At 73.2% G+C, this 12,586-nt stretch carries 10 protein-coding genes; 5 read left to right on the top strand and 5 right to left on the bottom strand.

The features are described 5' to 3' along the window. Nucleotides 1-99: 99 nt before the first annotated feature. Nucleotides 100-1,224 carry an aminoglycoside phosphotransferase family protein gene (locus ACQKM2_RS00420; RefSeq protein WP_427704732.1) on the bottom strand — a complete coding sequence of 375 codons (1,125 nt, stop codon included), beginning with the start codon at nt 1,222-1,224 and terminating at the stop codon, nt 100-102. A gap of 231 nt (nt 1,225-1,455) precedes the next feature. Between ACQKM2_RS00420 and ACQKM2_RS00415 the strand changes: the two genes are divergently transcribed. After that, on the top strand, nt 1,456-2,949 hold the full coding sequence (locus ACQKM2_RS00415; protein ID WP_427704729.1) for a hypothetical protein: 1,494 nt from the start codon (nt 1,456-1,458) through the stop codon (nt 2,947-2,949). Between the two features lie 170 nt (nt 2,950-3,119). On the opposite strand, the gene ACQKM2_RS00410 is transcribed toward ACQKM2_RS00415, so the two are convergent. Then, complete coding sequence (locus ACQKM2_RS00410; protein WP_427704727.1) at nt 3,120-4,544, bottom strand: PP2C family protein-serine/threonine phosphatase; 1,425 nt, start codon at nt 4,542-4,544, stop codon at nt 3,120-3,122. A 279-nt stretch (nt 4,545-4,823) separates the two neighbouring features. Continuing rightward, a complete protein-coding gene (locus ACQKM2_RS00405) occupies nt 4,824-5,072 on the bottom strand; it encodes an SCO4226 family nickel-binding protein (RefSeq protein WP_427704724.1) in 249 nt (82 codons plus the stop codon). A gap of 300 nt (nt 5,073-5,372) precedes the next feature. Between ACQKM2_RS00405 and ACQKM2_RS00400 the strand changes: the two genes are divergently transcribed. Both ACQKM2_RS00400 and ACQKM2_RS00395 read left to right on the top strand, forming a co-directional pair. Continuing rightward, complete coding sequence (locus ACQKM2_RS00400; protein ID WP_427704722.1) at nt 5,373-7,604, top strand: molybdopterin cofactor-binding domain-containing protein; 2,232 nt, start codon at nt 5,373-5,375, stop codon at nt 7,602-7,604. Nucleotides 7,605-7,622: 18 nt separating this feature from the next. Then, on the top strand, nt 7,623-8,078 hold the full coding sequence (locus ACQKM2_RS00395) for a (2Fe-2S)-binding protein (RefSeq protein ID WP_427704719.1): 456 nt from the start codon (nt 7,623-7,625) through the stop codon (nt 8,076-8,078). A gap of 34 nt (nt 8,079-8,112) precedes the next feature. On the opposite strand, the gene ACQKM2_RS00390 is transcribed toward ACQKM2_RS00395, so the two are convergent. Then, nucleotides 8,113-8,472 (bottom strand): SHOCT domain-containing protein, encoded by a 360-nt coding sequence (locus ACQKM2_RS00390; protein ID WP_427705692.1) that lies wholly within the window; start codon nt 8,470-8,472, stop codon nt 8,113-8,115. Between the two features lie 237 nt (nt 8,473-8,709). Between ACQKM2_RS00390 and ACQKM2_RS00385 the strand changes: the two genes are divergently transcribed. After that, nucleotides 8,710-10,644, top strand: coding sequence for an APC family permease (locus ACQKM2_RS00385; protein WP_427704717.1), 1,935 nt, complete (start codon nt 8,710-8,712; stop codon nt 10,642-10,644). Here the strand turns inward: ACQKM2_RS00385 and ACQKM2_RS00380 are convergent. Then, on the bottom strand, nt 10,568-11,839 hold the full coding sequence (locus ACQKM2_RS00380) for a helix-turn-helix domain-containing protein (RefSeq protein ID WP_427704714.1): 1,272 nt from the start codon (nt 11,837-11,839) through the stop codon (nt 10,568-10,570). The two genes, ACQKM2_RS00385 and ACQKM2_RS00380, sit on opposite strands and share 77 nt — an antisense overlap. A gap of 140 nt (nt 11,840-11,979) precedes the next feature. Between ACQKM2_RS00380 and ACQKM2_RS00375 the strand changes: the two genes are divergently transcribed. Beyond that, nucleotides 11,980-12,552, top strand: coding sequence for a TetR/AcrR family transcriptional regulator (locus ACQKM2_RS00375; RefSeq protein WP_427704711.1), 573 nt, complete (start codon nt 11,980-11,982; stop codon nt 12,550-12,552). Nucleotides 12,553-12,586 lie beyond the last annotated feature (34 nt).

Below are 12,586 nucleotides of genomic sequence, written 5' to 3'. Positions count from 1 at the left end.
CGCGCCCACAACCGCTCCCACCCCGGACAGGCCGAATCCCGTGCCCCGCACACTGGGTGTGCGGCACACGGGATCCGTACGGGCCGGACGGACGGGCGGTCAGCGGGTGCCGACCGCCGCCCGGACCGCTCTACGGGCCATCCCGGCGTCGTCGTGCAGCCGGCGCAGCAGAAGGCGCTGCTCCTCCCCGGAGGAAAGCGCGCCCGCGGGCAGCGGCCGGTCCGGGGCCGACGCCAGCATGGAGCGCTGCACCGCCGTCTCGCACATCCGGATCTCCCGCGTCAGCACCAGCATCAGGTTGACCAGGAACGCGTCCCGCGCCGCCGGGCCGGCCGACTGCGCCAGCCTGCTGATCTGGCCGCGCGCCGCCGGGGCGTCGCCCAGCACCGTCCACAGCGTGGCCAGGTCGTAGCCGGGCAGGTACCAGCCGGCGTGCTCCCAGTCGAGGAGCACCGGACCCGCCGGGGACAGCAGCAGGTTCGACAGCAGCGCGTCGCCGTGGTTGAACTGCCACTGCACGCCCGCCGGCCGCAGCCCGTGCAGCAGCTTCTGCAGGTCGCCGAAGTCCCGGTCGGTCAGCAGGCCCAGCTCGTGGTCACGCGCGATGCGCCGCACGTAGTCCACCGGGTGCCCGAACAGGTCGGCCGGCGGCCGCCACTGGTTGACCCGGCACACCGCCCCCAGCGCCGCCCGTACGTCGGTCCGCGGCGGCGCCTCCACCGGGTGCCGCTGGAGCGCGGCGACCCGGCCCGCCATCCGCTCCACCACCAGTACGCAGTTCTCCGGGTCCGCGGCGATCAGCCGGGGCACGCGGACCGGCGGGCGGTGCCGGACGAAGGTCCGGTACGCCCCTATTTCGTGCCGGTACCGCTCGCGCCACTCGGGCGAGTGGTCCAGTAAAACCTTCGCGACCGCGGTCATCCGCCCGGTCGTCCCCACCAGGAGGACCGACCGGCCGCTGCGCCGCAGGACCTGGACCGGCGCGAACTCCGGACAGATGCGCTGCACCGACGCGAGAGCGGTGCGCAGCTGCGCCCCCTGCGGCCCGGAGAGGTCGATCCTTCCGCTGAGCGGCTGCGATCCGACGCCCGGCATCCGCCGTGCCCGTACGGCGCCCTGCGCCGGTACCGGCTGGCGGCCGGGTTCGAGGTAGGAGCCGCCCCCCGCCTGGAGGGTGCGGTGCGGGCGGACCGGGGCGGACACGGAGGACGTTGCTGCGTACATGGCGTTTACGGTTCCCTTCGTGCGCCGACGAGTGCGTACGCCGCCCCGCCGGATCCCGTACTTCACCCTGGGGAGTTCCGCCGGTGAACCGGGTCGGGGAGGCGCATTCCTACCTGACACCCGCCCGCAGGTGGCGAACCACGGGGCGGCGGGTGGCGAACCCTGGCGAATAGTCCACCGGGATCTGACAGGGGGTTACTGTCAACTCAGCCGAGAACCTGGGGGCTTGACGTGAGCAAAGGTCCAAACACCCGTCTGAACGACCTGTTCGGCCTGGCCGGCTGGTCGAAGGGCGAACTCGCGAGGATGGTGAACCGGCAGGCGGCCGCGATGGGCCACCACCAGCTGGCCACCGACACCTCGCGGGTGCGGCGCTGGATCGACATGGGGGAGACCCCGCGCGAACCGGTGCCCACGGTACTGGCAGCACTGTTCACCGAGCGGCTCGGTCGTGTCGTGACCATCGAGGACCTCGGGTTCGTACGGCAGCGGCGCACCACCAAACGGCAGCCGGACGGGGTTCAGGAGAACCCCGACGGAGTGCCCTGGGCGCCCGAACGCACAGCCGCGGTCCTCACCGAATTCACGGGAATGGACCTCATGCTCAACCGTCGCGGCCTGATGGGCGCGGGAGCCGCGCTCACCGCCGGCTCAGCCCTCAGCAACGCCATGTACGACTGGCTGCACACCGAGCCCGCCGGCGCGAAGAACGCGAAGACCTTCGGTGACCCCTACCAGGCCGATCCGGCGGGCTACGACCGATACGAGGCCGCGCCCATCGGCTCCCAGGAGATCGAGGCCCTGGAACGCTCCGTCGAGGTCTTCCGGGCCTGGGACGCCTCCAGAGGCGGCGGACTCCAGCGCAAGGCCGTCGTGGGCCAGTTGAACGAGGTCGGCGGCATGCTGGCCTACCACCACCCGGACCACCTCCAGCGCAGGCTGTGGGGGGTGGCGGCCAACCTGGCGGTCCTGGCGGGCTGGATGTCGCACGACGTGGGTCTCGAACCGACCGCGCAGAAGTACTTCGTCATCGCCGCGCACGCGGCCCGCGAGGGCGGCGACCGGCCCCGGGCCGGCGAGGCCCTCTCCCGCGCCGCCCGCCAGATGGTCCACCTCGGCAAGCCGAACGAGGCCCTGGACCTGATGAAGCTGGCGCAGTCCGGCTCCGGCGAGCAGACCCTGCCGCGCACCCGCGCCATGCTGCACACCATCGAGGCCTGGGCCCAGGCCGCCATGGGCAAGGGCCAGGCCATGCGCCGCACCCTGGGCGAGGCCGAGGACCTCTTCGTCTCCGACAAGGGCGACGTTCCCCCGCCCTCCTGGATGCAGCACTTCGACGAGGCCGACCTGCACGGCATGCAGGCCCTCGCGTACCGCACCCTCGCCGACCACGACGCCTCGGCCGCGCCCATCGCGGCCCGGCACGCCCGGGAGGCGCTGCGGCTGCGCGGCGACGGCCACCAGCGCTCGCAGATCTTCGACTACATCTCCATGGCCTCGGCCTGCTTCATCGCGGACGACCCGGAGCAGGCGGACCGCTACGCCCGGCTCGCCCTCGTCTCGATGAACGAGACCTCCTCGCACCGGACTTGGGACCGGCTCCGCGAGATGTACCGGCTGACCGGGCAGTACGCCGGGTACGCGGGCATCGAGGACCTGCGCGAGGAGATCAAGCTGGCCCTCCCCAACAGCCCCGCCCCCGTCGCCCGCGGAGCGGAGGTCTAGGGACCAGGTGCCGGGTGCCAGGTGTCGCAGAGGGCCGGAGGGGCGGGCAGGGCCGGAAACGACGGAGTGCGAAAGGAGGGGCCGCGCCTCACCGGCGCGGCCCCCTGGGTTCCACGGGTTCCTGGGTTTCACGGGTTCCTGGGTTTCACGGGTGGCGGCCCCTGCCGCAGTCAGCCGCCGATGCGGGCGACCAGGACGCAGGCGTCGTCCTCGCGCTCGCTCTCGCCGAACTCCTCCGTGACCATCCGTACGCAGTCCCGCGCCGACCTGGCCTCGGAGAACCTCGGCGCGAGCGCCAGCAGCCGCTCGGTCCCGTCCGCCCGGCTGAACTCGATGCTCCGCGGGGTCAGTCCGTCGGTGTGCAGCACGAGGACGTCGCCCAGTTCGAGCCGTTCCTCGGCCTGCCCGTACACGGCCCCGGAGGTGGCCCCGAGCAGCACCCCCGCCGGGGGCTGCAGGGCCCGGCCCTGGCCGCGCCGGAAGAGCAGGGGCGCGGGGTGCCCGGCCTGGGCCCAGGACAGCACCCGGCGGGCGGGGTCGTAGCGGCAGCAGACGGCCGAACCGAGGGCCGGCTGCACGGAGGTCTCCAGCAGCTGGTTGAGCCAGCCCATCAGCGGGCCGGGCTCGATCCCGGCCATGGCCATCCCGCGCAGGGCGCCGAGCATCATCGCCATCCCGGAGGTGGCGCTCACCCCGTGCCCGGTCAGGTCGCCGACCGTCAGCAGGGAGCGCCCGTCGGGCAGTTCGAGGGCGTCGTACCAGTCGCCGCCGATCAGCGCGCTGGTCGCGGAGGGCAGGTAGTGCGCGGCCACGTCCATCGTGCCCGCGTTCTCGTGCGGGAACCGCAGGGAGCCGCGCCACGGGGGGAGCACGGCTTCCTGCAGCTCGACCGCCAGCCGGTGTTCGGTCTGCGCGATCTCCCGCTGGCGCTGCAGCGAGTCCCGTGACTCGCGCACCGCCCGCTGGCTCCGGCGCAGTTCACTCACGTCCCGGAGCACGGCCCACATGGAGGCCGTGCAGCCGTCGGAGTCGAGCACCGGCTCGCCCCTCATGTGCAGCGTCCGGACCCGGCCGTCGGCGCGGACGATGCGGAACTCGCCGTCTATCGGCTTGCCGTCGACCAGGCAGTCCGTGACCATCGCGGTCATCAGGGGCTGGTCCTCGGAGAACAGGGTGGAACCCAGCTCGTCGAGCGGCAGCGGGCCCGCCTCGGGCGGCCGGCCGAAGATCTGGAAGAGCTCCTCGGACCAGGTGACCTCGTCCGTCAGCAGGTTCCACTCGGCGCTGCCGACGCGGGTCTGCCGGTCCTCCGGTGCGGCCTCCGGGGCCGCCGCGGGGAGTTCGGCGGGCTCGGGAGCGGGCGGCAGCCCCTCCTTGAGCTGGCCGAGGTGCTGGCCGAGGTCGTCGAGGTGGTGCACGGCGAGGTCGCACAGCGCGCGCTGCCAGCGGCCCTGGGCGTCGTCGTCGTCCACGACGGTGTCGCGGCGCACCGCGTCCACCTCGCCGCGCAGCCGGCGGGTCTGCGAGATCAGTGCGTCCACCGATCCCGGCTCGGGCGGCTGCGCGGGACGGTCCGCGTACAGGTGGGACGGCATGATGACTCCGATGCAGGCGCGGCGATACAGACGGCTCGGCCAGGTCCCGAGGACGACCGGTGACGGCTGTGGACCGACTACGACTGTGGCACAGCCGCAGAGTGCCTGTAAGGCGTTTGGCAACATCCGTAACGGTCTTGCTCGGGGCATATGCCGAAGGCCTCCCGGTTGGCCCCCGTCCGTACGAACATTTCCGGTCAGCCGTGGTCTTCGTTTGCGTGCCGTTCCTGCCCGCTCCGGGCCCTGTTCACGCCGCGCCCGGCCGGAGCCGCCGCTGCGTCACACCATCAGCGGCACCGGGTGGATCTCGTCGGCGGGGTGTCCCGCGCGCTCGTGGATCCGGCGGACGGCGTCCGCCGAGGGGGCCTCGGACAGGCAGTAGACCTCGCCGGAGGCGGGGTCCGCCCAGGCGCGCTCGAACTGCACCTTCTCGTCCGCCTGGATCGCCAGGTCCGCCCGGTGGGCGGCCATCAGGTCCTCCGCCGTGATGCCCTTCATCCCGTGGTGGACATCCATGTACTTGGCCACCGCGAACACCTCCTCACGTGTCGCGACGTGTACGGGTCTGCTTCCATCGTGCGCCCGCGGCCGGAAAAGGGCCCTCCGGCGGCCGGCGGTCGCTCGTACGGTCGACGTGTACGAGCCGCGCGCACCCCGGATCCCCTCCGTCGCCGGGGTCCCCCGCCCGTCCGGGGCACCACTCGAACGAAGGACCCCGTTCCGCACCGCGCTTCCCACCTCTCCGGGTGATCGCTACCCTACGTGTCGGTAATGAGCCGGGGGAGGTCCGCTTCCGCGGACCCTGGGGAGCGGTGGGGACACGACCAGATGACCGAACAGAGCAGCGCGCCGGCGGGGCGCAGCCGCCGCTCCTTCCTGACCTACCTGGTCGCGGCGCCCACGCTGGCCCTGGTCACCCGGGCCGGGGCCGACCTGCTCGCCCCCCAGGCCGCGCACGCCGTCATACCGACCCTGCCCGCCATCGCCGACATCGTGGACCTGGGCGACCTGTTCATCCTGGCCGGCGCCCCCACCTCCGCCCTGCTGGCGCTGGCCGTGGAGGCGGACGGCACCGTCCGCTTCCGGCTGCCGCGCGAGGAGGTCGGCCAGGGCCTCACCACCGCCGTGGCCATGCTGGTCGCGGAGGAGCTGGACGCGCCGCTGGACACGGTCCGGGTGGAGCTGGACGACGCCCGCCCCGAGCTGCTGTTCAACCAGCTCACCGGCTCCTCCAACTCGATCCGCTCGCTGTACGGGCCGGTCCGCCAGTGCGCCGCCACCGCGCGGGCCCGCCTGGTCGCCGCGGCCGCCGCCCGGTGGGGCCTCTCCGCCGCCCGGCTGACCACCGCGAACGGCTCCGTACGGGCCCCCGACGGCCGCACCGCGAGCTACGGGAGCCTCTCGGCGGCCGCGGCCTCGCCCGGCCTGCTCGTCCTCGGCGCCTCCCCGAAGCCGGCGGCCGAGCACACCCTCGTCGGCACCCCGACCCGGCGGATCGACGCCCGCGCCATGGTCACCGGCGCCCAGAAGTACACCCTCGACCTCGACGTACCGGGCGCGAAGCCCTGCGTGGTGCGCCGCCCGCCCTCCGTCGGCGGCACCGTCCGCGCCGTCACCAACCTCGCGGCGGTCAAGGCCATGCCGGGCGTCCTGGACGTGGTCACCGTCAAGACCGGTGTCGCCGTCGTCGCGGAAACGTTCGGGCAGGCCCTCACCGCCAAGGCCGCCCTCACCGTCGACTGGGGCCCGGGCCCGGCCGACCAGCTCTCGGACGCGCAGATCCGTACGAAGCTGCGCGCCGCCACCCCGCCGCTGCTGGTGCCGCCGCTGCTCACCCCGTACGTGGACGCCGAGTTCGACTTCGCCTTCGTCAGCCACGCCCCGATGGAGACCAACTCCGCCGTCGCCGACGTCCGCGACGACCGTGCCGAGATCTGGTCCGGGCTCAAGTCCCCCATCGTCGCGCGGGAGACCATCGCCGCCGAACTCGGACTGCCGCTGGACAAGGTGAAGGTGCACGTGGTCCAGGCCGGCGGCTCCTTCGGCCGGCGGCTGTTCTTCGACGCCGCCCTGGAGGCGGCCCGGATCTCCAAGGCCTGCCGCCGGCCGGTGAAGCTCATGTGGACCCGGGTGGACGACACCCGGCACGGCCGGATGCGCCCCGCCACCCACCACCGGATCCGGGCCACCCACCTGCTCGGCGAGGTCCTCAGCTTCGAGCACCGGGTGGCCGCCGCCGAGACGGACTTCCGGCACGGACTCGGGGAGATCATCACCGCCACCGCCGCGAGCCTGCCCTCCGGCATCGGCAACGCCACCCTCGCCCAGACCCTGTTCCTCACCACGATCAAGTCCCCGTACCACTTCGGGCTCACCACCCAGGCCCTGACCGAGGTGCCGACGGGCATCCCCACCGGGTCCTGGCGCTCGGTGTACTCGGCCAACACCCGGGGCGCCGAGGAGATCGTCGTCGACGAACTCGCCGCGGCCACCGGCAAGGACCCCTACCGCTTCCGCCGCACCTTCCTCAAGACCGACGCCCAGCGCGCCGTGCTCGACAAGGCGGCCGCCGAGGGGGAGTGGGGGCGCGCCATGCCGGCCGGCTGCGCCCAGGGCATCGCCTTCCACGAGGAGTACAAGTCCCGTACGGCCTGCCTGGTGGAGATCGACGCCCGCGACCCGGAGCGCGTCCGCGTCACCAAGGCCGTCATCGCCGTCGACGTGGGCCTGCCCGTCAACCCGCGCGGGCTGGAGGCCCAGATGATCGGCGGTCTCACCGACGCGATCTCCACCACCCTGCGGGCCGGGCTGCACCTGGACAAGGGGCTTCCCCTGGAGGGCAGTTACAGCCAGTTCCACTGGGCGCAGCAGCGCGACACCCCGCGTGACGTACGGGTCTTCGTGCTCCCGGCCACCGGCACGGAGCCGGGCGGCGCGGGCGAGCTCGGAGTGCCCGCCGCCGTGGGCGCCATCGCCAACGCCTGGGCCCGGGCCACCGGTTCCAAGCCCCGCAGCTTCCCCCTCGACTTCGACGTCGACTTCACCCCCTACCCGCGCTGACCGCTGGAGTACGCCGCCGTGCCTCTGCACACCTTCATCGTCAACGGCCGGAGCGTCACCGTGGACGCCCCCGACGACCTGCCCCTGCTGTGGGTGCTCCGCGACATGCTGGGCGTCACCGGCCCCAAGTACGGCTGCGGGGTGGACGTCTGCAAGGCCTGCACCAGCCACCTCGACGGGGTCGACGTCCGCCCGTGCGTGGTGCCCGTGTCCGCCTGTGCGGGCAAGCGGGTCACCACCATCGAAGGGCTGGCCGACGGGGACCGCCTGCACCCGGTCCAGGAGGCCTGGCTCGACCAGGACGTCGCCCAGTGCGGCTTCTGCCAGCCCGGCCAGATCATGGCCGCGGTGGCGCTGCTGAAGCGGACCGCCGAGCCGACCGACGAGGACATCGACGCCATCGCCAACATCTGCCGCTGCGGCACCTACTTCCGCATCCGCGAAGCCATCCGCGCCGCGGCCGCCAGGATGTGACGGCCGCGGCGCGGATGGCTTCGCGGATGCGTGGTCAGGTCAGGAGCTTCTGCTTCGCCTTCTGGAACTCCTCCTCGCTCAGCTCTCCCTTGGCCTTGAGCTCGGAGAGCCGGACCAGGTCGTCGGCCGTCGCCTTGGCGGGAGTGGCCGAGCCGGCGGTCTCCCTGATGTAGGTGTTGAAGGCCTCCTGCTGCTCCTGCGCGTGTTTGATCTCCCGCCTGCCCATGTCCTTGCCGCGGGCGATGACGTACACGAGCACGCCCAGGAACGGGATCAGGAACATGAAGAGCAGCCAGGCGGCCTTGGCCCAGCCGCTCATCTCGTGGTCGCGGAAGACGTCCACCACGACCCGGAAGAGCAGGATCAGCCACATGACCCACAGGAAGATCCACATCACGGTCCAGAACGCGCCCAGTACCGGGTAGTCGTAGGCCAGGTCGACAGCTGCGTACACGGCCGTCTCCTTCCGTAGGGGCGGCCACGGGGTCCGGAGAGGACCGTACGGCGGCCGACCTGATCACCATCGCAGTGCACCCGCAAGATCGCCACTGGGCCGTACGGCGTAACGCGCCGCCCCGGGACACAGCCCGGAAGCACCCGGTATCCGGTTGAAATGGATGATTATGCCGGAATGAGGCGAATCAATGCGAAACGCGTGCTGGTCGGTGAACCCCTCGACACCGCGCGCCTGGGCGAGACCCTGCTGCCCAAACGGCTCGCGCTGCCGATCTTCTGCAGCGACCCGCTCTCCTCCGTGGCCTACGCCACCGAGGAGATCCTGCTGATCCTCGCCCTCGGCGGAGTCGCCCTGCTCCACCTCACCTGGTACGCGGCCGCCGCCATCGTCTTCCTGCTGGTCGTCGTCATCGCCTCCTACCGGCAGACCTGCCACGCCTACCCCGGCGGCGGGGGCGCCTACGTCGTCAGCTCCGAGAACCTGGGACAGACCGCCGCCCTCACCGCCGCCAGCGCCCTGCTCGTCGACTACGTGATGACCGTCGCCGTCTCCGTCGTCTCCGGGGTCGACGCCATCACCTCGGCCGTCCCCGCCCTCAGCGACCACGAAGTCGCCCTGTCCGTGGGCTTCGTGGTGCTCCTCACCCTGATGAACCTGCGCGGCGTGCGGGAGTCGGGCCGCGTCTTCGCCATCCCCACCTACGGGTTCGTCCTCGTCATCTACCTGATGTTCGCCGTCGCCGCCGTCCGGCTCGCCACCGGAGACACCATCAGGGCCGAGTCCGCCCACCTCCCGATCACCGCCGCCGGCACCTACACCGGCTTCGCCGTGGTGCTCCTCGCCATGCGCGCCTTCGCCTCCGGCTGCACGGCCCTCACCGGCGTCGAGGCCATCAGCAACGGCGTACCCGCCTTCCAGAAGCCCAAGGCGAAGAACGCCGCCACCACCCTGGCCGCCATGGGCGCGCTCTCCGTGACCATGTTCTCCGGCATCACCGTCCTGGCCATGGCCTACCAGGTGCACGCGGCCGCCGACCCCACCGAACTGGGCCTGCCCCCGGGCACCCCGATGTCCACCGCGCTCGCCCAGATCGGCCGCGCCACCTTCGGGAGCTGGCACTTCCTCTTCTACCTGCTCCAGGCCGTCACCGCCGGCGTCCTGATCCTCGCCGCGAACACCGCCTTCAACGGCTTCCCGATGCTGGCCTCGATCCTCGCCAAGGACCGGTACGCGCCCCGCCAGCTCTTCAACCGCGGCGACCGGCTCGTCTACTCCAACGGCGTCGTCCTGCTCGCGCTCACCGCCATCGCCCTGATCGTCGCCTTCGACGCCCAGCTCACCCGGCTCATCCAGCTCTACATCATCGGCGTCTTCGTCTCCTTCACCCTCTCCCAGTCCGGGATGGTCCGGCACTGGCGGCGCGAACTCGCCTCACCCGCCACGCCCCGGTCCGAACGCGTCCACATCCACCGCCGCCTCGCCATCAACGCCGTCGGCGCCGTCATGACCGCCCTGGTCCTCGTCATCGTCCTGATCACCAAGTTCACGCACGGGGCCTGGCTGGTCGTCATCGCGATGCCGGCCCTCTTCCTCGGCATGAAGGGGGTGCGCCGCCACTACGACCGGGTCGGCCGCCAGGTGGCCGTGGCCCCCGGGGTCAGACCCCGCATGCCCTCCCGCCACCACGTCGTCGTCCTCGTCTCCAACGTGCACGCCCCGACCCTCAAGGCCCTCGGCTACGCCCGGGGGCTGCGGCCCGACACCCTCACCGCGCTGTCCGTCGCCGCCGACGAGGAGGACGCCCGGGAGCTGCGCGACGCCTGGGCCGAACACGACCCGGGCATCCCGCTCAAGGTGCTGCACTCCCCCTACCGGGAGGTCGTCGGGCCGGTCCTGGAGTACGTCGAGGAGGCCGCGGCCGCCGAGGGGACGGACGCGCTCTCGGTGGTCATTCCGGAGTACGTGGTCGGGCACTGGTGGGAGCAGCCCCTGCACAACCAGAACGCGCTGCGGCTCAAGGCGCGGCTGCTGTTCACCCCGGGGGTCGCGGTGATCGACGTGCCGTACCTCCTGGAGTCGGCCCGCCACGGGGAGCCGCAGGCGCCGTAGCCCCGGCGGGGGAGGGGGTCTGGGCCGCCGCCGCGTGCGCCAGGGCCAGTTCGACGACGTGGGCCGGGTCCGAGAGGGCCCGGCCGGTGAGCCGCTCCAGGCGGCGCAGCCGGTTCGAGACGGTGTTGCGGTGGCAGTACAGCCGCTGGGCGGCGTGCGTGGTCGAGCCCTGGCAGTCCAGCCAGGTGCCCAGCGTGGTCAGCAGCAGCCGGGCGTCCTCCGCGGGCAGCTCCAGCACCGGCCCCAGCACCACCCGCCGCAGCCGGGCGGCGAGTTCGGGATCGGCCGCCACCAGCGCGGCCGGGAGCCGCTCGTCCAGCAGGGCGGCGCCGGGCGCGGCGGACGGCGGGGCGGTGCGCAGGGCCAGGACCGCCAGCCGGCGGGCCCCGGCCAGCTCCGCCGGGGCCCCGACCACCGGGCTGATCCCGGCGCGCACGGCGAGCGGGGCCAGCAGCGCCCGCAGGGACTCCAGCGGCTGGTGGCCCAGGTCGGCGAGGCCCGTCTCCCCGTCGGCGCGCACCCGCCAGAGCAGCCGCGGGGAGCCTCCCGCACCGGGACCCGCCCCGGCCCCCGCCCCGCCGTCCGGCAGGCCCGGACCGTTCGGCCGGTTCGGCCCGCCCGGCCCGAGCGCGACCACCGCGAAGCGCCCCCGCTCCGGCAGCCCCAGCTGCGCCGCCGCCTCCGCCACCGGGCCCGAGCCGTCGAACAGCGCGTCCAGCAGGGCGGCCCGGCGCTCGCGTTCGCGCCCGCCCCGCTCGGCCTCGGCCGCCCGGTACGCCTCCGAGGCGGCCTCCGTCATCTGGTCCAGCACGTCCCACAGCGCCCCCGCCCCCGGCAGCAGCCGCGGCAGCGCGGCCCGGTCGTGCGCGGCCACCGCCTCGGTCAGGCTCTGCCACAGCAGCCGCCCCCCGTACCGGTAGGTCCGCCGCAGCGAGTCGAGCGGCAGCCCCTGTCCGGCGCGCAGGGCGCCGGTGGCCCGGGCGCCAGCCAGCTCCACGGGCAGCCCCCGGGAGCTGCGGACCAGACCCTCGACGGCCTGGTGGAGGGTGTGGTGGATCCGCTCGCGCAGCTCGGCCCGCCCGGTCAGGGCGGCGTAGGCGGGATCCTCGGTCAGTGTCCGGTCGGTGAGCCGGTCCGCCGCGACGGCGAGCCGGCGGCTCAGGTCCTCGCGTATCTCCTCGATGATCCGGTCCATGACCGGCAGGGTGACACGGGAGACGGCGCCGTGGGGAGGCTTCGGAGCCCTGTGGTCCGGTCCGCCCGCGGACGCAGAGTACTGTGGGTGCAGTGCTTACGGGCACGCCCCCCGCCGCCGCAATCCCCCCGGGAGCGCACATGCGCCAGAATCCGCAGCGCCGAGCCGCGCTCCTCGACGCCGCCATCGAGGTACTGGCCCGCGAGGGCTCCCGCGGCCTGACCCTGCGCGCCGTGGACGCGGAGGCCGGGGTGCCGACGGGCACCGCCTCCAACTACTTCGCCAACCGGGGGCAGCTGCTGGTGCAGATACTGCACCGCACCCGCGAACGCCTCACCCCCGAACCCGGGGAACTGGCCGGCCCCCTCGACACCAAGGTGCTGCTCGGCCGCCTCCTCGGGCGGATCCGCCGCGAGCGCAGCGTCCACACCGCCGTGCTGGAGCTGCGCCTGGAGGCCACCCGCAGGCCCGAGCTCCAGGCGGAGCTGTCCGCGTTCCTCGCCAAGGAGCTGGAGGAGAACATCGCCTGGCACCTGGACGCGGGCCTGCCCGGGGACCGGATGGGCGTGGCGCTGGTCTACTTCGCGATGCAGGGGCTGATCGTGGACGACCTCACCATCCCCGCCCTGCTCGAAACCCAACCCATTCAACCCGTGGACGACCTCCTCGGGGTGATGGTGGACCGTCTGCTCCCGGAGCGGCCGGCCGGCTGACCGCCCGGGCCGGATCCGGTGGGACGGGTGTTCG

Source organism: Streptomyces sp. NPDC004126, from assembly GCF_050275515.1.
GTDB lineage: Bacteria > Actinomycetota > Actinomycetes > Streptomycetales > Streptomycetaceae > Streptomyces.
Note: the sequence above shows the minus strand (reverse complement) of the source record. Positions and strands in the feature narration are given on the sequence as shown.